This is a genomic window from Undibacterium sp. GW821-FHT11H02, assembly GCF_058808015.1.
In genome coordinates this window covers 155,795-181,430 of the sequence record NZ_JBXARG010000010.1, presented here as the reverse complement: position 1 = coordinate 181,430, position 25,636 = coordinate 155,795, and the positions used below count along the sequence as shown (strand labels likewise).

Genomic DNA, 25,636 nt, shown 5'->3' with positions numbered 1-25,636 from the left:
GTGAAAGTAGGTCATCGTCAGGCTTTTATTCCAGCATGCCCCGTATTCTCCACTGAATACGGGGCTTTTGCTTTTTGCGATTCGCAACAAAATACACTACTCACTTATCTCTATGCCGGAGGTCGATGCATCCATCGGGAACGAATAGTTGATGTTGCTTCTCCACAGGTGTGCTTTTTTCTTTGTCTAATTGCTGTAGATATTGTCGGGCAGCTTTGTTGGCTTGAAACTCTTGGGATCATGGAAGTGTGCAATCTACCTTTTTTGATAGCTACCTTACTTTGGACATATCGCAGTTAAACCTTTGCCACCTACAGCTTCGAGGTATAATCTAGGCTGTATTCATTGGGGAGTAGCCTGTTTTCACCAACTAGGGAAAATAAATGCATCAACATACTTGGCCGTCTGGTCATGGTGCATTTGATTCGAGTAAAACCCGTTAATACTCGAATTTGGCAAGACCTTTGAACACTTCATTTTCTTTCACCCAAGATGGGCAAGGAAATGACTTGTTCATTGTGTAAATCAAACCCAATGCCCATCCGACAGCAATCATGGAAGCATTTTTAGTTTCAACTCTGGCGGTTGCCATCGGCGAGATAGGCGACAAAACTCAACTTTTAGCCTTGCTACTTGCGGCTCGTTATCGTAAGCCGATTCCGATCGTTCTTGGAATTCTGGTCGCCACTTTAGCAAATCATGGTTTGGCCGGGCTATTTGGGCAATGGGTCGTAGGTCATTTTCATCCAGATGTTTTGCGTTACTTATTAGGGGGCTCTTTCTTAGCGATTGCAGTTTGGACGTTAAAGCCAGACCAAATAGAGGACGCAGGCGTCAACGAAGGGCGATTCGGTGTATTTATATTGACTTGTGTGACATTCTTTCTTGCTGAAATCGGCGATAAAACGCAATTGGCGACGGTGGCGCTCGCTGCAAAATATAGTAATTTAGGGTTGGTCATTGCTGGGACTACCCTTGGTATGCTGATCGCGGATGTGCCCGCAGTATTATTAGGAAAAGTCGCTTCGCCTAATTTCCCTTTTCATTATGTCCGATGGCTAGCCGCTATAATTTTTTCTATTTTAGGCGTCATGGTACTGCTGAATTTGAGTGGTTTTTAAGCGCTGATCAGCACCCCAAAATATTTGACTTAAATAATAAAGAAATAAAAAGGCTACGTATGACTAACTTTACTTTACCTCGTGGTACGGTCGTAAAACTAGGTACTATCTCAAGCTCGCTCTACCCATTTCTGAGACAAGGTATTCCTGCGAATCTCCCGCGCGAGGGTCTATTGGCACCGCGAGAGTCGGAGGTAAGCAGTCATGGTGTATATGTGGGTGAGTTGATGGCATATTTTTCTGCATCGGCTGCATTTTGTCAGTCCACCAGCGCGCAATATGTGGAACACGAAGCTGCCCTGAGCGACTTTGTTGCTCAACTTCAGGCCAGTCCTGGTGTTAAGCCTGCGATTGAAAATCTCGAAGCGATTGCAAGCCAAGTGGGTCTGCCTGTGGTGCTCGAAGTCGTCTTGGATGAAGACTGTGAAGTTTCTTCAGATACCCACTTTGAATCTGTCGATAATTCAGCTAAAAGTTGGAAATTGTGGCGTAGCGTCTTGTTGAATCGAGAGCAAGGAATTCCATCGGCTTGGATTAAGAAATTCTATTTTCCGCGCTTGCTTGATTATCGTGATCTTGCCAGCGCAAAAAATCCGCGTTTGCTGGAGCAAACCATCGATAGTTCGTTAATGGTTGGTGGAATGATGCAGTCTTGGCACAAAGATGCACCCGGTGATTTGTTGCTGGCTTTCAAGAAGCAATATGGCAAGACTAATTTTTCGCAATCTATGAGTTTTGACGAGACTTCGATCGAGCGTTTCTTCAATTTGAATGGCATGCTCGACGGCGCAACGCGGTTACTAAATCAAATGACCATCTGGCAGGATATCGATGCCTTAGCCAAGAAACAGGGCATTCCCTTACAGTAAGTAAGCCTACTGTCGCTTGACCATGGCATTCATGAGTTGTGCTTTTAAGGTCTTGATAAGTGCCGTTTCGTCTGGAGGTACTCCCTCCAGCGCCGGAGAACTACGGTCAGCGTAAAACAGGCCTAGTGGTTTTCCATCAATGACCAGAGGCAGAATGATGAAACTGCGGGTATCCGGTAGCAATTTTTTGTGCCATGCCGGAAGTATATTTTGTACCTTCGGGCTCGAAGCATCGGAAATCATTAGATCCGCGTTGTTGCTCATTGCTAAATGGAATATTGAATTGTCATTTTGAGCTGGAAATTGAAAGCAACGCTGACGCTCCAAATAATTTTCTCCTACTGCGACACGGGCGGTAAACTTGCCTTGCTGCAGGTCTCGTAAGCAAGCTGTTGCGAAACGAAATCCCATCGCGCCATATAATGTTTCTAATACCAGCAAAATGAGCTCACTCAATTTGACTTGGCTTGAACTCAACATTTGCGTTGCGTCTTGCACGCCAGCTAATAGTAAATCGCGAGCATTCAGGGGTTTTCCGCTTGGGTGTCTCGCGCCGGCTGACAATTGCTGCGAATTAAATGGCGTCATCATAAATTCATTAAACGCCTCGGATTCGCTCAGTGAAGTGTTGCTCGCAACGCTAATTGGTGCCAGTGTAACTTCTAATGTCGTGGCTAACTGACGTGCTTCTTTGTCGACACATTTTAGAATGACTTGTAATTGATCCGCATCGAATTCAAGTGCTGTTCCGAAGCGCTTTACCAAAAGATTGCAGCGTTCCACAACTGAAGATGTTGGTGCACTGGAATCTGTGTTGACCAAAATCGATGCTAATCCTTCACTAAAGCTGGCAACCTGTCTGTTCCATTCATTCGCCAGGCTTGTCTTCTTTTGCTCGCCGTGAGTTGGTTGTAAGGCATTAATAATGCTATTGGGGATTTTCCAGTCTTGTAACACGGTTTCACCGAAACGTTCGAAACTACAACCCAGTAACTTGGAGCAAATTTCCGTGGTATCGGCAGGATGCGCTGCACTTGCAGACTGAATTTTGTCGTAAATATGATGGTCAAACGAAGCCACCAAGATACGGCCTATATTCTTAAACAAGGCGGCAACCGCAGCCTCTTCGTTATTGGGACGGTGACAATGGCGTGCAATTTCTCTGGCACTCACACTGGCGCATAGTGCTTTCACCAATTCTTGCCTGACCACTTGAGCTTGGCGACGATCATTAAAACCATCAACAAGGAGGCTTGCCAAGGCATTCGCTTTAATGGTGTCAAAGCCAAGTAGAAAGATGGCGCGTGAGATGGTTGTGACAGTAACCCCGCCTAAGGTTCGATAAGTAATGGTATTTGAGAGCCTTAGGATTTTTTGCGTTAAGGCGACATCAGACAAAATAAAATGAGCCAGATCAGCAACAGAATCCTCGCCTGAGGACGTCATTTGCACGACCTTGGCAATGGCAATACCTAAGGTAGGTAAGCTCTTATCTGCGCGTATTTGTTCCAGTAATTGCTCGCGTGCTGGCGTGGCATTCGAAGTGACATTCATAGGAGTCGAAGTATTGATACTGAATAATCGGGATAGGGCTTTGGGTCTACTTTCGTTTGATCAGACCAACAGTATGACAATCGAGTAATCCTAACCAGATTTGACACGCACGGCATCGATGCCGAAGCGTTTTTGTAGCTCTTCATACAGACCACGAATAGCTTTCAGGCGATTATTCATTGGGTCCAGGCGTCCCGCTGAATCAATCAGCTGTTTTGCCAGTGCGCCAGTGGCGGGGTCCCAACCTAAATTTTCTATGCATTTCAGTGCCGCTAATGCTGCATTTAATACTACTTGTGGATTGTCAGGCGATTTACGAGCGGCACTCGACATTAAATCGACCGAACCACGGTAATCACCCTCTTTGGCTTTTTGCACGCCCAGTGCGACTAAGTCACGTACTTCTTTCTGACTGCGTTGCGCCAGCTCTTTTCCTAAATGCCCTTTGCCTGCATTCTCAAAAACATCCATGGCTTTGGCCACCATATTCTGATTGGGGGCATTGCGCATCACCTCCATAATGACTTCAGATGCGGCATCTTCTTGATTGTGCTCGAGGCAGCTTTTTGCCAGGTCTAACTTCATTTCATTTGACAATCCTATGTCTTCCCGGTTTGCCTCTACTGCCGCGCTCAGCTCTTGAGCGAGGCGGGCATCACCGGTCGCTGCATGTAGCATGGCAGATGAAATAGCACGGCAAGCCTCGGTTTTCTTGACCCCCACCATACTTTTTTCTAGATCGCGAATGACTGATTTCGCTTGTTCATGGTCGCCTTTTTTAACCAAGGCATTGACTAATCTGACATGATCTTCCGGATCGCGAAATTCTGAGAACTTAGCTTTGCTGACTACTTTCTTCAGTACATTTTCTGCGGTGGCAATATCTCCCGTCTCAAGTGCTAGCCAACCCAATTTCCGTAAACGTCTGACGGCATGTGGCGATATCTCAACAGCGGTGTCGAGTACCGATTTCGCCTCGGGTAATTGACCGATCGCTTCATGGGTCTTTGAGAGCCAGTCGTAGGCATCCATGTATTTGTCATTTTCTTGCACCAAGTTATTCAGTATGTCTTCTGCTTCTTGGTAGCGACCTTGCATGAATAAGGTTTTGGCAAGGCCAAGTTTGGCCCATGCGACTGCTTTGAGATCATAGAGAGCGCTGTACAACTGCTCTGCTTCATCGGCTTCACCTAAGATTACATGAAGTTCCGCACGCAGACGCATGAAATCAATTGCATAGCGAGGGAAATTTGCTTCGCCATCCACGCATGCACCGATAGCTTCGCGCAGGAAGCTTTGCTCCATGAAGTTATAGACATCAACAAAGGCTTTACGTTTTTCAATGGCCTTAAGTACTCGTTCTAACAAGGTGTCAGCTGTGAACGGTTTGAGCAAGTAATCTGAAGGTGCCAATTCAGCGGCGCTGACCACTTTCGCATAAGCACGTTCGGCTGTCACCATGATGAAAATGGTGGAAAGCGGTGTGAGCTTATGATGGCGGATGTCCTCGAGAAGTTGTTGACCATCTTGGCCTACACCGAGATCGTACTCACATAAAATCAGATCAAACGCCTTGCCCTGAATGGCTCGAAGTGCTGTGCCCGCACTAATTGCATGGTCAACTTTGGTGATGCCACACAAGTTGAGCATATTGTGCAGGCTTACTCGCATACCCGAATGGGGCTCGACTAATAAGGCGCGTACTTCAGCTAACTTGCTCATGAAATCCTTTTGTACCTAGAGGCTGTCTGCGTTTTTTGATTATTCTCAGCAAAGCGGAATTTACTGTTGATCTCGCTGCTCTTACTGGTGTTGACGGTTTTCTTACGATAAAACTTTAACCGATTCCGTCTTACCAATGTAGCTGCGTAGCAATTTATTTCAAGACAATTTATACAACGTCGCTGGAATGCGACGATATACCCTATTTGAGTACTTTGGCAATTAAAAGAATGGCAAGTGAAAGCAGGATGGTGGAAGCAAAAGGGATAGTGAAGACCCTACCAAATAATCGGAAACGTAAGTCGCCGGGCAAGCTGCCTAAGCCCCATTTCTGCAGCCACGGCAAAAGATTAGCGAATACCACCAGTGCGACAAAAATGACAAGAACCCAACGTATCATGCCTATTCCTTAAGCGTGTTTTTTTAGTAGAAAAATATTTGAAGGTTATAGCCTGTGGCTACGGTCATGGCGTAAAAGATAGTCGGGTATATCTATGCCGCAACCAAGTATCAATACTTTGAATAACTCCCCCATTTCCGCGGGCGAAATCAGTTTCTGCATGGCGTTTGACATAGGTAAGTAACGCGCACTGTCCTCGACTGGAACTCTACTTAGAATACTTGTTAAGCCCGTTTCCAATAAAAATCCCGCCTGGCTAGTGTACGCTAGTAAATCTAAACCAGCTTCCACGCCTGCACGTGCCATGGCAGTAAAATCGACATGAGCGGTGATATCTTGCAAGCCGGGCAGGTAAAAAGGATCGGGGTGCGCATGATGTCTATAATGGCACATTAAGGTGCCCTTATCGCGCTGTGCCAGGTAATACTCGTGTGCCGGGAATCCGTAATCAAACCAAATGCTGATACCCGCCTTTCCCGTTTGTGCCTGACCCGTCAGCAGCATGCTGGCGACACTGCGTATAAAACCATCTGCAACTGGATGAACCTCACAGATATAGCCGTCAGGTAGTGATACTGCATCGGGAATTTGCTGTAGTAGATGAGCGATATTTTCTGCACGATCTTGCATACTTATTAATGAAAATAGCTCATTTGTTTCAGGATGTTGTGCAACGCCTAAGCGACTCCAACTGCCGGCTGCTTTCATTAGCAACTCGACGGGCATGGCATCCAAGACTTCATTGCCGATCACAAGGCCTGAAAAAGCCTCCGGCATACTGGACAACCAAACTACTTGCGGAAAATCTTTTAATCGTTCTTCTTGTCGGGCTCTGAGCTCACCAGACAATTCCACGATAAAATAGCGCCTTATGGGAATATTTGAATACTGACATTCTGACAAGATGTCGAAGGCCAATTTGCCTGAGCCTGCACCAAACTCCATGATGTCGGGTGCTGTCTGTGCAAATAGTGAATGCGCGACTTGGGCCAGGGTGGCACCGAACAAGCCACTCATTTCGGGTGCGGTGGTGAAATCGCCGTCAACGCCAAGTTTTGCGGAACCGCCACTGTAATAGCCTAAACGTGGCGCATACAGTGCCATCTCCATGTAGCGTGAGAACGGTATCACGCCGCCGGATTTTGCGATTTCAGAGAGTATCAGTTCTTGTAGTTGCCGTGAGGCTTGCTGCGCATCGGCAGAGGGCACCGGCAATGTAAGTTTTTGCTTGGGAGTGGGAGTAAGTTTCTGCATTTCAGCATTGTATTAAAAAGTGGGGCGATTCCCATCATTTAGTGAAAACATTTTCGCCAATTTCACTACCAAATAATGTGAGAAAAGCTGTTAAGGTGTTGGCGCTTGGTCTTAGGGCGTACCGTAGCAGATTAATCTCGATAAAGTCGGAAGATGATTAGTATGAATTCAGTTTCGCCCAAGCCTTCATCGGTACCAGTAGCGTTGGTCACCGGTGCCGCCAAACGTATTGGCCGCCAGATTGCGCTAATGCTGGCGCAGCGCGGCTGGGACATCGTTGTGCATTATGGTAAGTCCGAGCAGGAAGCGGCACAGGTCGTGGTTGAGATTGAGGCCTTGGGCCGACGTGCAATGGCAGTGCAGGCCGATTTGGATAATGCGGAACAGCTTAAGAAACTGGTGCCTAAAGCATTGGCGTATTTTGGCCGACTTGATTGTGTTGTGAATAATGCGTCTTTGTTTGAGGCCGATAGTGCAGAAGATTTTTCACAAGCTTGCCTGGATAAACACATGCATGCCAATTTGATGGCGCCGCTGATGTTGGCACAGGATTTAACCGCTAGTTTGCCAGTCGATGCGCCAGCCGGGATGGCGGTAGTGATTAATATTCTCGATCAGAAGTTATTTAACCTGAATCCTGATTATTTGTCGTACACCTTGTCGAAAGCCGCCTTGCATACGGCGACCACCATGTTAGCGCAGTCCTTAGCGCCGAAGGTGCGGGTAGTGGGGATTGCACCCGGTTTGTCCTTGGTGTCAGGTGATCAAAGTGCAAGCGATTTTGAAGCTGCACATAAAGTTACCCCCCTGGGCCGTTCCAGTACGCCGCAAGATATTGCTGAAGCAGTGTGTTACGTGGCGACAGCAAGAGCGATTACAGGTACGACCTTATTGGTTGATGGTGGCCAGCATTTGATTCCGACTCAGCGTGATGTAATGTTTTTAACGAAGGCAAGCGCCGATCATACATCCTAGTTTTACTATTTTTAATTTATACGTTCTTTAAGTGACCATTTAAGCGATTATTTATGTTATCCATACTCCATCACCCGCAGCTTGCCGATTGTCGTCGTTTGTTTTTGCGTAACTACGAAATTTCTATCAACATAGGCGTTCACGAATTCGAAAAAAAAGGCGAGCAACGTGTGATGATCAACGTTGATCTGTATATTCCATTAGCGCTTTCCACGCCTAAAGATGATCAACTTGATGAGGTCGTTGATTACGATTTTATGCGCGGCACAATTGCAGCGCGGGTTGCGCAGGGTCACGTTCACTTACAAGAAACCTTGTGTGATGATGTCGCAAAAATCATGTTGGCACATCCGCGCGTACGTGCTGTTCGTGTCTCTACCATGAAGCCCGACGTCTATCCAGACTGCGAAGGCGTAGGCGTAGAAGTGTTTCAAATTAAAACCGAAGCGTGAGTCAGCATATGCAAGTCATCTCCATGCCAACGCCAGGAAAATTGGCACAAACCGCATCGACCCGATCGCCTGAAAAGATCGCCTACGAGAATAATAAATTGCACAAACGCCTGTGTCGTCTGGTAGGACAAGCGATTGGCGATTTCAATATGATAGAAGATGGCGACAAAGTTATGGTGTGTTTGTCGGGCGGTAAAGACAGTTACGCTTTGCTCGATATTTTGATGACTTTACGCGAGCGAGCGCCGATTAATTTTGATATCGTTGCCGTCAATCTCGATCAGAAACAACCCGGTTTTCCAGAAGATATTTTGCCTGCGTATTTGGATAAGCTTGGCATTCCTTATCACATCGAAAATCAAGACACCTACAGCATCGTCAAGCGCCTGATTCCTGAAGGCAAGACGACGTGCTCATTATGTTCGCGTTTGCGTCGCGGGATCTTGTATCGAGTCGCGGATGAATTGGGCGCGACCAAGATCGCACTCGGTCATCATCGCGACGACATTATGGAAACCTTTTTTCTGAATATGTTTTTCGGCGGCAAACTCAAAGGCATGCCCGCCAAATTGCAATCCGATGACGGCAAGCACATAGTGATTCGTCCTTTGGCTTACGTCAAAGAATCGGATACCGAGCGCTATGCAGAAGTGAAACAGTTCCCGATTATTCCTTGCAATTTGTGTGGCTCGCAAGAGAACTTGCAACGCAAACATGTGAAACAATTAATGCGTGACTGGGATAAACAACATCCGGGTCGTGTTGATAATATTTTTTCTGCTCTATCGACCGTAGTGCCGTCGCATTTGATGGATAAAGATTTATTCAATTTCCGTGACCTAGCATTGACGGGCGATGCGGTTCCTAACGGCGATATCGCGTTCGATGATGAGCCTTGCGCTACGCCCACGACAGGGATAATCAATTTGCTTACGGATCAGGACTGATGTTTAAAGCTGTGGAAAGTGCGCCTTAGGGGCGCATTTTTTTTACCTGTATTCCACAGCTTCTAGCATTGCCACTAACTTCTGTCGCAACCAAGAAAAATTTCATCCTGTTTGGCGGGCATTCGTCACTGATAAATCGTCGTTTATCGCATCCTCAGCCTGGCTAGTGTTGCGCCGATTACACTTTAGCACGTGGAAGTTAGCTGTAAATGAGTGCAATAGCGCTATCTGAGCATCGTGAAAGCTCAGATTTTCTGCGGACTTCGTGAGCGAAACGCACAAATGCAGAAAATTCAGCGTGCAAAGAAACCTATTTCTACCGAATTTAAAAATTATGCAATTTCGACAAGCTAGGATTATGATGCTGTCTGTAATTCGACAAGCATTTGTCGAAACAAAGTCTTGAAATAGTTTGAATCTCAGTAAAACCGGGTAAGCCTTCCCTTCATCAATAAAAAAGAAAAGGAAACATGATGTCTACAAATGCACTATCGACTCTGGCAAAAATATTTTACGAACCAAGATCAGCCTTTGAGTCTTTGAAAGAGAAACCGGCAGCATGGCTGCCTTTAGCATTGATTATCGTTGGTACCATGGCCGTGTTTTATTGGTACTACTCGACGGTCGATTTCGCCTGGTTGCTCGAACATACTCTAAGCGCTCAACCAGACTTGAAGCCTGAAGCGCGTGCAGCAATGGCGAGTTTCATGACGCGTAATGCCATGATGTATTCGACCCTGGGCGGCGTGTTAATTGCAACTCCTATCATTTACGCTGTATTCGCTTTGTACTATTGGGTTGCGTCTAAAGTTTTGGGTAGTGAAATCGGCTACGGCAAGTGGTTTCACTTTGCAATTTGGATTAGCGTTCCGGCATTGTTGGGCTTGCCATTGATGGCAATCCAAGTTGCAACAGGACATGGACAAGTCGCATTGGAAGACTTGAATATGCTGTCTATGAATTATCTGCTAGCGCACGCGCAACTGGGAACACCATGGGCGAGCTTCTTGAATAATCTGAACCTGCCTACGCTGTGGACTGTGTTTTTGTCTTTTGTAGGTTTGCGTGTTTGGACCGGACGCAGCAATGTTGCTTGCGCAATCGCAGCCGTATTACCCTACGCCTTCTTCTACGGCGGCTGGGCATTAAAAATTGCATTCTCTAATTAAGCGATAGCGACTATGAATAAAAGTAAACTGATTGGAATTACCGCGTTAGTCGCTGTAATTGCTGTACCACTTGCCATTAAATTTAGTGGTAGTAAGCCTAAGCTGGAAGTTGAATTAGCCGCAGTCAGCAAGAAAGAAATTCAACCTTCGATTTTGGCATCGGGAAATTTTGTTTTCCGTCAGCAAGTGCAATTATCGAGTGAGGTGATCGGCAAGGTTTCTGAAGTGCTGGTCAAAGAAGGCGACAAGATACAGCAAGGACAAGTCTTGCTGCGTCTCGATCCTACCTTGATCAAAGCGGAAGTGACACAACAACGTGCCATTGTGCGCAGTGCACAAGTGAACATAGAACGTGCGCAGTTGAACGTCGATCGTCAACAAGTCAATGTAGATCGTAGTCGCCGTCTTGCCGAAGCGAAGTTTATTGATACCAGCAAGTATGAAGATGCTTTGCATCAGTTCAATGTCGCAAAGGTAGATTTGCATGCGGCACGTGAAAGCATGCAACAAGCCAATGCATCATTGGATCAGGCATTAAAGCGTTTGGATAAAACCGAAGTCAAAGCGCCAATCAGCGGTACTGTGACCGCAGTTCAGATTAAGATAGGTGAAACAGCGGTTGCAAGTGCGACGGGCATGGCGGGTTCTTCTTTGATGACGATAGCCGATGTGGGCAGCATCATGGCGGAGGTGAATGTCGATGAGGCTGACGTAGCAAAAGTCGCAGTGGGACAGAAAGTCAAAGTGTATCCGGCAGCTTTCGACGACCAAGCTGTAGCGGGAACTGTTGAAGAAGTCTCGATGGCACCAAAGCTTGCTGTAGCGGGTGCCTCGCAGGGCAAAAGCTATGTAGTGAAGTTACGTCTGGCGGAAACCATGTTGGGTATTCGCACCGGGATGACCTGCCGGGTTGAGATTATTACTGGCGGCGGCAGTCCAAAACCAGTGTTGCCAATTCAAGCGATCTTGACCGGTGATAGCATGAAGTTGGATAAAGACACGAAAGAGGCTAAAGAAACAATTAAGGGCGCTGGCGTGGTCTTTATTGTAAAAGATGGCGTCGCGCGTAAAAAGGAAGTCAAAGTCGGCATCGCAGATGACAATAATCAAGAAGTTTTGTCAGGTGTCGCGGAAGGCGATAATGTCGTGACGGGGCCTGCGCGAGTGCTGCGTGCATTGCGTGACGGTGACCAAGTCAAGGAATTAAAGCCGGCCGATAAAGCGAACAAAGAGGGAAAAGCATCTGAATCTAAGTCCGAAAGTAAGCCCGCCAGCTCAGCCAGTGCGGATGGGAAAAAACCGTGATTACGCTGACCGCTATCGAAAAAAACTATCAAATGGGCGACCAAACTGTGCATGCCTTGCGCGGTGTGGATCTGCACATTGCACGCAATGAGTTTGTTGCGTTTATCGGTGCTTCCGGTTCGGGAAAGTCAACCATGATGAACATCGTGGGTTGCCTCGATAGGCCGAGTGCGGGTACCTACCAACTTAATGGTCGCGATGTGGCAACGATGGAAAGCGATGAGTTGGCCTTAGTGCGAAATGCTGAGATCGGCTTTATTTTCCAAAGCTTTCATTTGTTACCGCGTGCTACTGCACTCGACAATGTGGCGCAACCTTTGATCTATCGGGGCATAGGGTATAAAGAACGCAGTCGTTTGGCGGCCGAGGCACTTGATCACGTAGGCTTGGGGTCGCGTATGCATCATCGTCCGAATGAGCTCTCGGGTGGTCAAAGGCAAAGGGTTGCGATCGCGCGTGCGCTGGTCGGTAAGCCGGCGATTTTGTTGGCGGATGAGCCTACAGGAAATCTTGACTCCAGTACTAGTTTGGAAATTCTGGATTTGATCAAAGAAGTGCACAGGAATGGTCAAACGGTCGTAATGGTGACGCATGAACCAGATATCGCTGCACAGTGCCATCGCGTCGTCAGATTGCATGACGGTCGTGTGTTAAGCGATGTTCGTAATGTCCCGGGAGCGTAAATATGTTTCTTTTATTAGAAAGTATCCGGTCAGCGCTTAATTCAATTCGCGCCCATCGTATGCGCAGTTTTTTGACCTCGCTCGGAATTATCATTGGTGTCGCCTCGGTGATTACCGTGATCTCGCTGATTCAAGGTTTGTCGAAAAGTGTGACCAAGCAGTTTGAAGGTTTGGGCGGTAATTCTTTAACCATCACTGCGCATAACACTATGAAAGACGCGATGCGCGGCAAGTTCAATGAATTGCGATTTGAAGACATAGAACAATTGCGTACGCATGTTGATGAAATCGCCGATGTCAGTCCTTTGGTTTTATTGTCGTCACCCACGGTTCGTTTTGGTAGTACTGATACCACAGCACGTATCATGGCGACCACGCCGACCTATCAGGAAGTGCAACAACGTTTCGCAAGCATGGGACGTTTCTTGAGTGATTCGGATGAGTCGAGTGCGCGTAGAGTGGCGGTGATAGGACCTAAGCTGATTGAGTCTTTGCACTTGCCAGAAAACCCTATCGGTCAATACATCAGCTTCAGTAATGAGTGGTTTAAAATTATTGGTGTGATGGAAAAGCGTGGTGAATTGTTTGGCATGTCACAAGATGATTATGTGATCATCCCTTTCCGCACAGGGCGCAGTTTGATGGGCAATAATCAGCGCCTGCGTAATATGCAATTTACGGTGTCCTTGAAAGATATTTCTAAGCTGGAAGAGGTCAAACCGCGTATCAAAGCTGTGATGCGTAAATCGCATAAATTAGATCCCGATGCGCCCGATGATTTTGATATGGAATCCTCTGATCAGTTGTCTAAGAGTTTAGATAGTATTACGGCGACGGTAACTTTGGTGATGGGCGGCATTGTCGGAATCGCCTTATTAGTCGGCGGTATCGGCATTATGAATATCATGCTGGTATCGGTCACTGAACGTACGCGCGAAATTGGTATCTGCAAAGCGATTGGTGCACGTAGCCGCGACATCATGATGCAGTTCCTGATCGAAGCCATTACGCTCTCGGTGTTAGGTGGTTTGATAGGCTTGATACTCGGCTATGGTTTGGGATTTGGGATCTCAAAAATGATTCCAGATTTCCCTGATGCCGTCGTGCCGTGGTGGGCTGTCGTATTGTCGTTTGTGTTCTCGGCGGGGGTCGGTATCGTGTTTGGTGTGATGCCGGCCAGCAAAGCAGCAAAGTTAGATCCTATTGATGCATTGCGGTATGAGTGAGTACAAACCAAGTGCAAACTCAGTATGAGCTAAGTGAGGTGAATTGACAGTAAAAAAGCTGCAGTGATCATCGATCCTGCAGCTTTTTTACTTATTTAACCTTGATGTGAGCCAATCCTTACCCTCGGCAATACGTGTGACTAGCATAGACGATACCAGATCGCCATTGGCATTGAGCAAAGTCGCAATAGGGTCCACTAAAGTGCCGATCACCATCGCGACTGGTAGTGCCTGTTCCATAGGAAAACCGAAAGCGGTAATCGCAAATACTTCGCCTATATAGCCGCCATTAGGAATGCCACCTTCCACAATCGACACAATGACCGTGATACCCATAATCGCTAACAACATGGTGGGCGCAGAAAAATCTTTACCAAACATCGCGAATAATAAAGCGAGTTTGATAATCGAGGACATGCTGGAGCCATCTTTATGTATTGGCGCGCCTAGTGGTATCACGATGTTACGGACGTAATCAGGAATATGCATTTTTTCTGCCGCCAATAAATTGGCTGGAATCGTGGCGATACTGCTGCAAGTGCCGACTGCAGTGAGCGCCGGTGTCAGATTGTTTTTCCAGAAAATTGTCAAACCTAATTTGCCTGCAGCCATGTAGGCATACAGGCTAAAGAAAATCACAAAGTAGGTGGCACAAGTCGCGTAATACAGCGCCAGAGGCTGAACATATACACCTAATAATTGCGGACCGAAGACACCGACTTGATAAGCGAAATAAGCACCTAAACCCAGGGGCGCAGTTTTCATAATTAACTCAAGTAATTGTTTCATCACTTCATTCGCCGAATCCAAAAAACTCGCAAACGCTTTGCCTTTTTCTCCGGCGCGTAGCGTGGCAAAACCCACCAAAAGTGAAATCAAGATTAATGCCAGCATATTTTTACGTGCCATCAATTCAAAAAAATCATTGACCGTTAATACCTGAGTGATACTGGTGCCGGCGCTGTGATTGTTATTGGCGGGATTGTCTAATAAAGCCTGCTGTGCCATCGCGCTCAAAGTCGCATCATGTGCAATCGGGAACATGAGCATCACTGCCGTCATCACCGCAGCGGAGACTAGTATAGTCGCCAAAAAAACACCGCTAACGATACCAAATAGCTTACCCAGACTATCGGTTCTTTGCAGATTCGCGATGGAGGAGGCAATCGTAAAAAATACTAAGGGAATGATGGCAGTGAATAATAAATTTAAAAAAATATCACCGATGAATTTGATACTTTCAATTCGATTGCCGTAGATGAAACCCACTGCGCTACCGATACAAATTCCACCTAAAAGTAGCAAAATGCTGGCGTAATTTTTTAGTAGACTTGAAGAGTTCACTGTTACGGTAGTATGAGAAGTCATGTTCTGCAGCCAAGTGGATAGATAAGAAGTTAGCGCCCGAGCGATCTCATCTTAACCGAAATAGCTAGCCTGGTTGTTGTATCAAATTGACCGAAACAGATAATTATGCTGAGCTCATAAAAAAAAGCAGATTCTGCGTGACAGAATCTGCTTGATGTCTACTTGAGTTTTTCAAAAATGCCCATTTTCAGATAGCTAGGGGTAGGGCTCAATTCAGTTTTGCAGGTATGTCTACATCGCAAATACTAAAATCGCCGCCTTTTTCGTGGCGCTTTTGAGCGACTAATTTTTCTAAAGCTTGGCCACTCATGACTTTGATTTTGGGACGATCATTGACAGGCAGATCCGCTAATAGCCTGACAGTTTTCATGATATCGGGATTGGCGGGTGGTTCACCGTGGGTGATGTTAAGCAGAACGTCCATGCCGATGACGACCCGGCCAAATACCGTGTAATCGCGATCCAGACGACGGCTGGCGTCGAGCATGAAATATAGTTCGCTATTGGCTGAGTCGCGTGCTTCATTGCGCCCCATGCCAGCAACGCCAGGACAATGCGCGCCCCAACTGCGTAACAGACCGTTGGATTTTGTGATGGCATCGGTGACCGGCAAAGACTGCATGGGAACGCTACCGAGAAAGCCTGTTGCCGCATCGCTGCTCTTGCTGGCAAAGACATCGACCGCTTGATACGGGAGTTTGAACATCATCTCTGGCGGCAGATTTGGATAGGCTGTGCCACCGCCATCTTTGTTATTGGGGTTACCAGTTTGTGCGACAAACTTGGCGATCACGCGATGAAATTGCAGGCCATCATAGACCTTTTCACGTGTCAGTAATTTGATGCGCTCGACTGCTTTGGGCGCCATTTCTGGCCGCATTTCTATGACCATGCGACCTTTGCTCGAGTCGATGATTAAGGTGTTTTCTGGGTCTAGACTGCGCCAGTCATCTGCGGCGTAGCTACTTCCAGCGATGCAAACGCTGAATAAAGTGAGGGAGATGCAGCGAGATAGTTTCATGTGAATTCCTTGATCAAATAGGCTTGAGCTATTGTAAGGAAGCCGCAGGCGGACAGCTAGCTATTTTTGTAATAATCACCTACGCGGCATAAAAAAATGGCTAGTGTGATTTCCTCGCTTTGGATGGAAAACCAGACTAGCCATTCTTTTTTCAACTAAGGTTTAATGCAATTGCGGTGCAGGCTTGATGTGCTTGCCCTGCGCACTTACCACTGGATCGCCACGCATCTTAAACATATGCACGACTTGCGTTAAGGCGTGAGCTTGTTCTTGCATGGCACCTGCGGCGGCAGCGGCTTGTTCGACCAGCGCGGCATTTTGCTGAGTGACATCGTCCATTTCATGAATCGCTGTATTTACTTGCGCGATTCCGGTCGCTTGTTCGTCTGAGGCCTTGGTAATTTGCTCCATGATTTGGGTGACGTTCTCTACACTTTCTAAAATTTCTTTCATGGTGTCGCCCGCTTGGTCGACTAATTGCGTGCCGCGCTTGACGCTCTCCACTGAGTCGCCAATCAACATCTTAATTTCCTTAGCTGCGCTGGCAGAACGCTGCGCCAGGCTGCGTACTTCCGATGCAACCACGGCGAAACCACGGCCTTGTTCACCCGCGCGGGCAGCTTCAACCGCCGCATTCAATGCCAAAATATTGGTTTGGAATGCGATGCCATCGATGACCGAGATGATGTCGACAATCTTCTGTGAGGACGCATTAATCACACTCATGGTATCGATCACTTGATTCACCACGGCACCACCTTTGATGGCCACATCGGATGCTGACGCCGCCATTTGATTGGCGTTACGTGCGTGGGAAGAATTCAGATTGACGGCATCAGTTAAAGTCAGCATAGACGCAGCGGTTTCTTCTAGTGCGCTGGCCTGGCTCTCGGTGCGTGAAGATAAATCCATATTGCCGCTGGCGATTTCAGTCGATGAGGTAACAATCGATTCTGTGCCTTTGCGTACTTCACGAATAATATCGCGCAAGCTGTTACGCATGCTGAAGATGGAATACAGCAGGCTAGATTGATTTTTTGTATCGAGTTCAATATGCACGGTCAAATCGCCCGCAGCGATGGCGCTGGTAATATCCATCGCATACTGCGGCTCGCAGCCTAATTGTTTGGTTAAGCCACGGGCGATAATTAAACCGAACGCAAATAGCAAGAGGGAAAATAGAGAGACAATAATCAGAATTTGTATCGTGCGCTGATAAATGATGGCATCGATAGAATCTAAATAGACGCCAGAAGAAATGATCCAAGACCATTGTGGATTGAGTTTGGCGTAGGCCAGTTTTTCGACAGGCAGCGAGCTATTTGGTTTTGGCCACATGAAAGAGACAAAGCCCGCACCTTTGCTTTTTGCAATATCGCGCATCTCGATGTAGAGCGCTTTACCTTTGCTATCTTTCTTTTCCGAAAGATCCTGCCCCTCCATCGCGGGTAAAATGGGGTGCATTAACATTTTTGGCTGGGTATCGTTAATCCACATATAGCCGTTTTCACCAAAGTGTAGGGCTTTCACCGCGGCAAGTGCAGCTTGCTTGGCATCTGCTTCACTCATTTTGGATTCGGTGACTTGTTTTTGGTAGTGCTCTACTAGTGAGTTGGCTAATTCAACATTGTGTTGAATACCGAGTTGATGTTCCTTTAGGATCAGGTTTTTTTCTGTGACGACAAAAAACACACTGATGGCAACAATGCCCAGTAGCGAGCTGAGTACTAGCGCACCCAAGCGTTTGCTGACATTAATTCGATGAATGAGGCCTAGGCCGATCATAGTGCTCTCCTGAAATTGGTCATAAATTAGACCGCAAAAAATACCTCAAACGAAAGCCAGCTAAGTGATGGCGGTGGGTATTGAGGTGATGGGCGGTCTTATTGGATTAGAACTGGGAGCTTGTTGGAGTTGTAAGTCTGTACGCATAAAGTTCGAAGATCCTGCGGGCAAAATCCTACCACGCGCACCGCGCTTTACTAAAAGCATTTCGATATAAATCATTGTTCTATAGCAACAAGTTTTGCAAAATCTTGCAAAACTTGTTGGATGAGACTAGGTTCTGGTAAGAAGTATTAGATTTTCAATTACGAGATGGGGTTTGTTCTGTGGACTGCTTGCGTATTTTTCGAGTGCTAGTGCCGACGCCGACTGCGGTAAATATGGCTAACAATTGAAATAGGCCTATACAAGCGAAAACCCAATTCGGTTGGTGCGCATCCATAATGGCACCAAACAGCGCTGGTGAAAAAGCCAGGCCTATATCCAGACCCGAATACACCACGCCATATACGCGACCAGTTGCGTTCTTAGGTGAAGCGGCGCGGATCAACAAATCGCGCGAAGGACCTGCGATCCCGGCACCCAGACCCACCGCGCCCATTAATATCACCGCCATCATGCCTGAGACCCAGCCGGTTGCCAGCAGCAAGGCAATGATTGCTGAGAAAGAAAATGCTATTGTGATCGTACGGTCATGATCCGTGGTTTTGGCCGCAATAAAACCACCCCAAATCATACCTGCTGCTGACGTCAACATATAAGCAGTGTAGGCGGCGGTCGCCCAGGCCAGAGACATGCCGTAGACATCGCGTAAGGCCGTTGCGGAAAAACTTTGTATGCCGCCTATGCCCATAGAAATCATGAAGAAAAATAAGAAGCACATCCACACCGCAGGTAAGCGCATAAAGTGAAACAGGCTGTTCTCAGCACCATTTGCGTCGGGCGTATTTTTTACTGAACTTGGGTTTGCATGTGGCTTAGGATTTGTGTGCAAGAGATGGCGATAGAAGAACAAAATCACCAATACGGCCACTGGCAAAGCGGCGGCTGCCATTAAAGCGATGCGCCAGTTATACAGATTAGCGAGTGTCACTAAGAATACGGGGGCTGCCGCCCAGCCCAGATTGCCGCTGATGCCATGCACAGAAAAAGCGTGACTTAAGCGTTGCGTCGTCACACATTTATTTAAGATGGTGTAATCGGCAGGGTGAAACACACTATTCCCCAGGCCAGCCAGCATAGAACCCAACATCAACATCGTATAGTTCGGAGCGACTGCCAGCACCAGCGCAGATAATGCCAGGCAGCTAATCCCAAAAAACAAAACCGCACGAGCACCTATCCTATCGACGACGAATCCCGATAAAGCCTGACCTAGGCCAGACACCACAAAAAATGCACTCATCAACAAACCAAGTTCAGCATAAGACAGGCTAAATGCCTCCTTCAACCAAGGAAACAGCGGTGCCAAAATCATATGGAAGAAATGTGAAATACCATGTGCTAAACCAACTAGGCTGATCACCATAGCATCTTGTTTGAAGCTATTGGGTGTTTGTTTAGGTTCGTGGCTGGCAGTGATACTGGTCATAATTTAGTGCTTTCTCTTAGAACTTACTTAGCGCTGTATTTTTTGCGTGCTCGATGCCCGCTTGCACCGCTCGATTTAATTCAGTGTAAGCAAAAAAACCTCGTCTGTTTTAAGATAAACAGTCATAATTTATTCAAATTGCGCCAACTCCTGATTTTGTCGCCATCACTTGAGTTAAGTTGTGGCTAATAAAGTAAGTAAATTCAAGCACTATCATCCTAAAAACCTCAGTTGACCGCTTAATTCCGCCTAGGATGCCGTATGAGTATTAGCTTTCATCATGTTTTTTCTGTTCACCATTTTGGTGGGAGCGCTACGAATTCGATTGCCCATTTTGCCGCGCTTCTGGACTTCGTTGTTCCTCCTATCAACTTGGAGGTTGTGTCGTCGTCACGCCTCGCCAGCAACGCGGAAAAACGCACACTCGAACCCGTCCAACTAAGGTTTCTAGGATCATAAAACATGTTGCACACACCGCTCACGCATACCGGTTCACCCCCCGCTAGTTTATCGCCGACACCAGCACGTCCGGTGCGCGTGGTCGCCCGCGATTTGGAGGCCGATGAATTACTCAGCGCGCATCAGCATGATTGGGGTCAGGTGACTTATGCAATTGATGGTGCGGTGCAAGTTAATGCCAATCATCAAACCTGGTTTGTCCCGCCACAGCGGGCGATCTGGATACCCGCTCATGTGGTTCATGAAGTACGAACATTAGAGCGAGCGAAGCTAAGAGCCATCCATATTGAGAGCTCGGTGGTGCCAATCATGGGCGTAGAATGCGTGGTGTTGGAGGTGTCAGGCCTGATGCGCGAATTGGTGCGCTGCTTGACCGTGTTAGAGCTGTCTCAAGACTATCAAGCGGGTAGCATTCAACATACACAGCGTGAAGCCCATTTGGCGGCTTGCTTATTAGACGAACTGGCGCATGCGGCACCCTTGCCTTTAAATGTCCCTATGCCGCGTGACAATCGTCTGCGTAGCCTGTGTAAAATTTTGATCGCAGAACCTGCTTCTAATCTCAGCCTGCAAGATTTGTCCAAACAAGTCGGCGCCTCCGAGCGTACATTAGCGCGCTTGTTTCAAAGTGAAATGCAAATGAGTTTTGGATTGTGGCGCCAGCAAATGCGCCTGGCACGTGCCGCCCCTTTAATTGCCAGTGGAAAGCCGCTGTCCGTGGTGGCCGCCGAATTAGGCTACGCCAGCCAATCGGCCTTTTCCGCGATGTTCAAAAAAACTTTCGGGCAATCGCCTTCGCAGTTTTTTAAGACATGACCATTGAGTTTTAATCAAATTTGGAAAACGAAAATCAGCAGCCTATGGCTCGATAGCTAATTCTTCAATAAGGCGGAATTGAATTAGGTAGAGCTCAGCATTCTTTTCTTGTCTTTATTGTGCGCGTGCAGGCTAATAATGGCGCAGACCACGCCTAACATAATGATGGTGCTATGGGAGTCCGTGTAGGCTTTGATCAAGATTAAATTCGTTATCCCTAGCGTCATCAAAATGACAGCCCAGGCAATAAAGCAATTGCGACGCAGCGCATATACAGAAGTGAGCTTAGAGGACCATAGCAAGCCCAGACTTATTACTGGCAAAATAAGTAATGTGCTGGTGCCTAGTTGATTGGCTTTTGCCACGTCGCCTGTGATTAACACGAATAGTGGCAGACAAGCTAAACCACCCATCATAGATAAAACCAAGAAAATAATACTTAAGAATAATTTTTCGCGCAGCATAATAGTGAAATAAGAAAACGACAGGCTTAAAAAACGCCTAAGCGCAGCATCGTAGCAAAAAATAGACGGCTCTAGGAGTTTTCTTCATGTGGTTCGAAAACGCAATAAAAAACGCAAACCTTAATAAGGCTCAAAATTAATTTCTGCTTTTTTTAATTGCTCTGTGATGAGCTTCTTCCAAGCGCCGCTCGGTGACCATACTCTCGCCACGGATTCGTAGGCAAGCTCGGGCTTTTCGCGTCCAACAATGACACGATATAGAAAAGTCATACTAGAAGCGCGCATGTTCACCTGGCAATGAACTAGTAATTTGCGCTGGCGAAATCGGTTCATAGCCTCGACGAATGCTTCGAAATCTGCTTGTGTCGGGTTGCCAAATTGTATCGGTATGTTGACGAACTCCATGCCTTGTCCGCGGATAATTTCAGCTTCGCCGGGAACCGCATCAGAAGAAGTGGGCGGTGCAAGATAGATGAGCGCTTCAAATCCTTGCTTTGACAAGTTGGTCAGCGTTTCTAAGTTGGGTTGCCCGGAAGTGAACAATCGTGCCGAGATCGGCACTACATTTGGCGCTGCTATCCGCGTTTCTCCTGCTTGGACAAGTTGAAAGTGAGAAAGGCAACTGCCTGCAGCGAAGGCGAGAAAGGCTCTACGGTGATGATAGAAACAGTTTTGCATGATTTTGGCCTGTGTTTTTTGCAAAGCGAGCATCAAAGTCTTATTTTACTTATTTACGAACATCGCTCGGCGCAATAGGTAAGTAAATTCTACGCATGCCTCGCCTTTATACATCGTTTCTTGTGTCTCCGTCTTTTGCATGCCCAAGCGCTCCAGTAGTTTAATGCATGACAGATTCCTCGCGTCAGTGACAGCCTTAATACGCTGCGCCCGGGTTTGCTGAAAGATCCATTGGATCACTAACTGCAGTGCGACTTGTGCCAGGCCTAGTCCTTGATAAGCCGACGCTAGAGAAAATCCTATTTCCGCTTCATCTTGGTCGCGTGATACGCAAATGCCAATGTCACCGATCAGACGCTGCTCGTCTCGCAGTACTATGCCAAGCTGACACCACTCGCCCGGTATGAGTAGATTGATTTGCGCCATTTCAGCCAGAAAGGCCAAGGCATCTTCCTGAGAAGTGGCCTGCCAACCTTGATATTTTCCCACTTCAGGATCTAAGCGATAGGCTTGGAAGTCAATAATATCGGCGACGTTTAGTCTTCGTAATTGAAGTTGGTCAGACAGTAAGGGTAAATTCTGTTTGGTGTCCATATCGTAAATTAAAGTAATCAAATCGTCAGAATGAAACGAGGTGAAGAATTGATGCTCATGTTGGAAGTATCCTAGAACTTGCCTTTTGAAAAGGTGAGGAATCGTGCTTTACGCAGGCACTTATTACATCAACCAGAAAACGGCGTGCAAATAAAATTAGTCCCAATAAATACCATCTGGTAGATGCCAATTGCTAAACTCGAAATGCAAAACACGCCGGTTGCCGGGGATTGTACTTTTACTTGAGGCGTGCAGCAAATGCGGACGCATGATCAATGCGGCACCTCTCTTAGCTTCGCAGTAATACGCTTCATTTGTCGCTACGATATCGCTGATCTGCTCGGGTGACAATAAACCCAACTTGTGACTATCGGGAATCACTTTGAGACAAGCATTCTCTTTTGGTGTCGCATCTAAATGCATACGTATGGTTACCATTTCCGCTAAAACTTCTAATGGCGGTTGCACGTGCAAACTGCCATCCTTCACACTCCATGTACGCCAGCCAGTTGCATCAAATTGCTTTGAAACGGAAACGGTTTTGTCCTGATGCCAGCTCACGTACCAATTGGATTCAGGCGACTTATTGAACAAGATGGCTCTGACCAATAAGGCGCTGACTGGCAAAAAAATCTGAGACTTTTTTTGAAACTCGGCGCTGTTAAGATAATCCGTAATAACAGGCAATTTCTTATTGATATGTCGGACACCGCTGTTGAGATTCAGATCTTCGGATTGCTCTATTTTACTTACGATTAATTCTAGCCAATACTGAGAGATAAAATCGTCGACGATCTCAAATCCGTTTTCAAGAAAATGCATGGTGAGTTGCTCTCAGTTTGCGTGTAATTTTGTGCGAGCGATTGTATCCGACAAGACTTACTTAATCATGTTCCTTGTATCGCATCAGGAATGATTTCATGTGCGCTAACTGTTGTCGTGTAAGTGCTTCATCAAAGTGAGGCGAGCGAGGATTCATGAAGCCGTGATGGGTCTCTTTGATGATGCTGCATTCAACTTGGGTGTCCATCAATTTGGCGACTACGGTTTCTGGCTGGAAGGACGATTCCTGTTCCGCGAAGGTGAGTGTAGTTCTGCAGCGTGGAACAAGGGACAAATAATCTCTGATGCGAGAACCATAAATCAAATGAGCATAACTTTCAGGGTGACATTTTTCGCTGGCAGTATGTAGCCAGATACTCGTAGCGCCCACGCTGAATCCAATTAAAAGGGCGGGGGTGGTCCCTGCCGCTTCTGCAATTTTTTGTTGATAGGTGACGAGACCGTTGTCGGCATGAAAAGCGGCGACCGCTTCTTGTTCTGTGTCAAATGGATGACCATCAGTGTGCCATGGCGACAGGAATTTAATTTGATTGCCGACATCTTGAAACAGTGTTTTGAGATCATCGTTGATGCCGTGTATGTCAGTTGCGACAATGATTTGCATATCTATTTGTCCTTGGATAGCCACATTGATTGAAAGCTGGAAATAACTTGTTCCCGATAGCGAGAAGTAAAAAATGATGAACGGTATCTGTAGCAGCGAGCTTGTAGCGATGAATTGCTTGTACTCTTCAATTATCTATTTTGATTTCGCAAGCACGTCGGCGATTTGATCAAATTGTTTTATTAGGGCCTGTTAACATTTAAATCGGGAGATGCGTTCAAGCCAAAAGGTGGGATGGCAAGGCGTAGTTCGCCGCCGAGGCTGGTGCCTCGGCAAGAGCTGCAACGCTGTCCATCGCGCCTTTTGGCTTTAACCCTTCGGGAATGGGTAAAACGGGCACATGGCGTTGTTGCAAGTCGCTTACAGTGCTCGCACTGCGGCGCGCCTTGACGCCTAGCCCTGTGCCCGTTTTTCCGCATTCGCACTCCCGATTTAAATGTTAACAGGCCCTAATTGAGCTGGTACAGTTTTCTTTGCTATCTAGTAGCGATAAAAACCTACTATTTTGGTTCAGCGCTATTTTCCTTATCGACAGGGTTTTGTGGCCCGCCCAATACGATTTTGAGGAAGTGAATTACTAGTGTACTAAAGCCAGCGATGGAGCCCCAAAACAAGCTTGCAGGTAACAGCATGCCCTCAGACGAGATTCCAAACATCTGGCGTGGTACATCGATAAGTTTCAACATGAAATAAGTGAATGCAGGAGCAGATCCATCTCCGCCAACTAAAAACATGGCGCTAACGGCGAATATTAAAAAGAATATGCTTACTAAGGCAGCGACTACAATTGATTTGAAAATCATGGTCATGGAAGTATAGGAAAAGTAGAACAAGCTTGTATTAGAAGGCATTCATTTTGTTTGCTAAGTTACATCTTATCGATAGCGCGTCTTCTTTAGCGTTTGATCGAATTAGTGCTCATTATATTTCTTCAAAATCTTAAGAAAACTTTTGTCTTTTTTCATGTCCTCTAAAGTGCTATTCCATTGAGCGACGATGGCTGCATCCGTATTTTTTGAAACGGCAATGTAGAGCGGATTTTTAAATAAATCGTAGGCTAGTTTGACATCCGATGCTTGATAGCCCGCTAAATTAGCCGTGATAGCGACGCCTTTTTTTGCGTCGGCGTAGGCAGCAATTCTGCCTATCATTAGTTTCTTGAAGCTAGAGGATGCTGAGCTGGCACGATCCAGATTCGTGAAGCCTAATTTGCTGAGGGTCTGGTCTCGGATATCGTCACGGTACACGCCAATCAGGCCAATTTTCTTGGCATCTTCGAGCTTTTGAATATGAATGGTGGAATCCGCCTTGACGTACAGACCATATTCAATAAACAGGATAGGACCTATCCATTGATAGAGATGTTCTCGGTCAGGTGTGCGTGCCATTGTGAACAGAAAGCTATTGGGCTCTTTGTTCAACTTGTCGACGCCGCGCGACCACGGCACGACTTGGATGCGATCTTTATTGCCTATGCGTCTTTGGATTTCTTGTACGACTTCGACGCTTAGTCCAGTTAGTTTTTTGTTTTCATCATAAAACTGCAGTGGTCTATCGTCTTCGCAATACAAAGACAGTACAGGTGAAGTTTTGTACTGTGCGAGCACTTGCGTAGGAAAACTGAGTAGGCTGGCCGCTATCAGGAGATTTTTTATTACGGCCATCATTTAGTTTTACCAAGATTTTTGATCAATGTGAGTAATATCGCAAGAACTTGTCTTTTCGATGTTTTCAAA

General features: G+C 46.7%; 26 protein-coding genes and 1 riboswitch. Of the genes, 11 read left to right on the top strand and 15 right to left on the bottom strand.

Annotated features, from left to right (window positions below; all coding sequences use genetic code 11):
- The 3 genes from AC1RR2_RS12210 to AC1RR2_RS12200 form a co-directional block, all read left to right on the top strand.
- Positions 1-300, top strand: a 300-nt coding sequence (locus AC1RR2_RS12210; protein ID WP_493222535.1) for a hypothetical protein, incomplete at its 5' end; no start/stop codon positions are given.
- Between the two features lie 35 nt (positions 301-335).
- Positions 336-454: riboswitch (yybP-ykoY riboswitch) on the top strand.
- 100 nt (positions 455-554) lie between these two features.
- Positions 555-1,121 (top strand): TMEM165/GDT1 family protein, encoded by a 567-nt coding sequence (locus AC1RR2_RS12205; protein WP_493222534.1) that lies wholly within the window; start codon positions 555-557, stop codon positions 1,119-1,121.
- Positions 1,122-1,180: 59 nt separating this feature from the next.
- Positions 1,181-1,990, top strand: coding sequence for a hypothetical protein (locus tag AC1RR2_RS12200; protein WP_493222533.1), 810 nt, complete (start codon positions 1,181-1,183; stop codon positions 1,988-1,990).
- A 6-nt stretch (positions 1,991-1,996) separates the two neighbouring features.
- On the opposite strand, the gene AC1RR2_RS12195 is transcribed toward AC1RR2_RS12200, so the two are convergent.
- The 4 genes from AC1RR2_RS12195 to AC1RR2_RS12180 all read right to left on the bottom strand — a co-directional run bounded on the left by AC1RR2_RS12195 (position 1,997) and on the right by AC1RR2_RS12180 (position 6,920).
- Entirely contained in the window at positions 1,997-3,544 is a 1,548-nt protein-coding gene (locus AC1RR2_RS12195; RefSeq protein ID WP_493222532.1) for an HDOD domain-containing protein, read from the bottom strand.
- A gap of 90 nt (positions 3,545-3,634) precedes the next feature.
- Entirely contained in the window at positions 3,635-5,266 is a 1,632-nt protein-coding gene (locus AC1RR2_RS12190) for a tetratricopeptide repeat protein (protein WP_493222531.1), read from the bottom strand.
- Positions 5,267-5,468: 202 nt separating this feature from the next.
- Positions 5,469-5,666, bottom strand: a complete 198-nt coding sequence (locus AC1RR2_RS12185; RefSeq protein WP_493222530.1) for a DUF2905 domain-containing protein — start codon at positions 5,664-5,666, stop codon at positions 5,469-5,471.
- Between the two features lie 45 nt (positions 5,667-5,711).
- Positions 5,712-6,920: a class I SAM-dependent methyltransferase gene (locus AC1RR2_RS12180; protein WP_493222529.1), complete on the bottom strand. Its 1,209-nt coding sequence runs from the start codon at positions 6,918-6,920 to the stop codon at positions 5,712-5,714.
- 162 nt (positions 6,921-7,082) lie between these two features.
- Between AC1RR2_RS12180 and AC1RR2_RS12175 the strand changes: the two genes are divergently transcribed.
- The 7 genes from AC1RR2_RS12175 to AC1RR2_RS12145 all read left to right on the top strand — a co-directional run bounded on the left by AC1RR2_RS12175 (position 7,083) and on the right by AC1RR2_RS12145 (position 13,677).
- Complete coding sequence (locus AC1RR2_RS12175) at positions 7,083-7,895, top strand: SDR family oxidoreductase (RefSeq protein ID WP_493222528.1); 813 nt, start codon at positions 7,083-7,085, stop codon at positions 7,893-7,895.
- 53 nt (positions 7,896-7,948) lie between these two features.
- Entirely contained in the window at positions 7,949-8,347 is a 399-nt protein-coding gene (locus tag AC1RR2_RS12170; RefSeq protein ID WP_493222527.1) for a dihydroneopterin aldolase, read from the top strand.
- 8 nt (positions 8,348-8,355) lie between these two features.
- Positions 8,356-9,294, top strand: a complete 939-nt coding sequence (gene ttcA / locus AC1RR2_RS12165; protein ID WP_493222526.1) for a tRNA 2-thiocytidine(32) synthetase TtcA — start codon at positions 8,356-8,358, stop codon at positions 9,292-9,294.
- A gap of 473 nt (positions 9,295-9,767) precedes the next feature.
- Positions 9,768-10,463 (top strand): YIP1 family protein, encoded by a 696-nt coding sequence (locus AC1RR2_RS12160; RefSeq protein WP_493222525.1) that lies wholly within the window; start codon positions 9,768-9,770, stop codon positions 10,461-10,463.
- A gap of 12 nt (positions 10,464-10,475) precedes the next feature.
- On the top strand, positions 10,476-11,768 hold the full coding sequence (locus tag AC1RR2_RS12155; protein WP_493222524.1) for an efflux RND transporter periplasmic adaptor subunit: 1,293 nt from the start codon (positions 10,476-10,478) through the stop codon (positions 11,766-11,768).
- The gene (locus AC1RR2_RS12150) at positions 11,765-12,451 is read left to right on the top strand and encodes an ABC transporter ATP-binding protein (RefSeq protein WP_493222523.1); all 687 of its coding nucleotides are present in this window, start codon (positions 11,765-11,767) and stop codon (positions 12,449-12,451) included. The genes AC1RR2_RS12155 and AC1RR2_RS12150 overlap by 4 nt, the downstream gene beginning before the upstream one ends.
- A gap of 2 nt (positions 12,452-12,453) precedes the next feature.
- Positions 12,454-13,677: an ABC transporter permease gene (locus tag AC1RR2_RS12145; RefSeq protein ID WP_493222522.1), complete on the top strand. Its 1,224-nt coding sequence runs from the start codon at positions 12,454-12,456 to the stop codon at positions 13,675-13,677.
- Between the two features lie 87 nt (positions 13,678-13,764).
- Here AC1RR2_RS12145 and AC1RR2_RS12140 read toward each other — a convergent pair whose 3' ends face one another.
- The 4 genes from AC1RR2_RS12140 to AC1RR2_RS12125 form a co-directional block, all read right to left on the bottom strand.
- Entirely contained in the window at positions 13,765-15,045 is a 1,281-nt protein-coding gene (locus AC1RR2_RS12140; protein ID WP_493222521.1) for a dicarboxylate/amino acid:cation symporter, read from the bottom strand.
- A gap of 208 nt (positions 15,046-15,253) precedes the next feature.
- Positions 15,254-16,066: a peptidylprolyl isomerase gene (locus tag AC1RR2_RS12135; protein WP_493222520.1), complete on the bottom strand. Its 813-nt coding sequence runs from the start codon at positions 16,064-16,066 to the stop codon at positions 15,254-15,256.
- 162 nt (positions 16,067-16,228) lie between these two features.
- Entirely contained in the window at positions 16,229-17,851 is a 1,623-nt protein-coding gene (locus tag AC1RR2_RS12130; protein WP_493222519.1) for a methyl-accepting chemotaxis protein, read from the bottom strand.
- Between the two features lie 301 nt (positions 17,852-18,152).
- A complete protein-coding gene (locus AC1RR2_RS12125) occupies positions 18,153-19,442 on the bottom strand; it encodes an MFS transporter (protein WP_493222518.1) in 1,290 nt (429 codons plus the stop codon).
- A gap of 462 nt (positions 19,443-19,904) precedes the next feature.
- On the opposite strand from AC1RR2_RS12125, the gene AC1RR2_RS12120 reads away from it, so the two are divergent.
- Entirely contained in the window at positions 19,905-20,717 is an 813-nt protein-coding gene (locus tag AC1RR2_RS12120; protein WP_493222517.1) for an AraC family transcriptional regulator, read from the top strand.
- A gap of 83 nt (positions 20,718-20,800) precedes the next feature.
- On the opposite strand, the gene AC1RR2_RS12115 is transcribed toward AC1RR2_RS12120, so the two are convergent.
- The 7 genes from AC1RR2_RS12115 to AC1RR2_RS12085 all read right to left on the bottom strand — a co-directional run bounded on the left by AC1RR2_RS12115 (position 20,801) and on the right by AC1RR2_RS12085 (position 25,564).
- Positions 20,801-21,181, bottom strand: coding sequence for a hypothetical protein (locus AC1RR2_RS12115; RefSeq protein ID WP_493222516.1), 381 nt, complete (start codon positions 21,179-21,181; stop codon positions 20,801-20,803).
- A 120-nt stretch (positions 21,182-21,301) separates the two neighbouring features.
- Positions 21,302-21,892 carry a protein tyrosine phosphatase family protein gene (locus AC1RR2_RS12110; RefSeq protein WP_493222538.1) on the bottom strand — a complete coding sequence of 197 codons (591 nt, stop codon included), beginning with the start codon at positions 21,890-21,892 and terminating at the stop codon, positions 21,302-21,304.
- Between the two features lie 12 nt (positions 21,893-21,904).
- Positions 21,905-22,453, bottom strand: a complete 549-nt coding sequence (locus tag AC1RR2_RS12105) for a GNAT family N-acetyltransferase (RefSeq protein ID WP_493222515.1) — start codon at positions 22,451-22,453, stop codon at positions 21,905-21,907.
- A 156-nt stretch (positions 22,454-22,609) separates the two neighbouring features.
- Positions 22,610-23,275: a phytanoyl-CoA dioxygenase family protein gene (locus tag AC1RR2_RS12100; protein ID WP_493222514.1), complete on the bottom strand. Its 666-nt coding sequence runs from the start codon at positions 23,273-23,275 to the stop codon at positions 22,610-22,612.
- Positions 23,276-23,336: 61 nt separating this feature from the next.
- Entirely contained in the window at positions 23,337-23,900 is a 564-nt protein-coding gene (locus AC1RR2_RS12095) for a dienelactone hydrolase family protein (protein ID WP_493222513.1), read from the bottom strand.
- A 500-nt stretch (positions 23,901-24,400) separates the two neighbouring features.
- Positions 24,401-24,709 (bottom strand): hypothetical protein, encoded by a 309-nt coding sequence (locus AC1RR2_RS12090; protein WP_493222512.1) that lies wholly within the window; start codon positions 24,707-24,709, stop codon positions 24,401-24,403.
- Between the two features lie 102 nt (positions 24,710-24,811).
- A complete protein-coding gene (locus AC1RR2_RS12085; RefSeq protein ID WP_493222511.1) occupies positions 24,812-25,564 on the bottom strand; it encodes a substrate-binding periplasmic protein in 753 nt (250 codons plus the stop codon).
- Positions 25,565-25,636 lie beyond the last annotated feature (72 nt).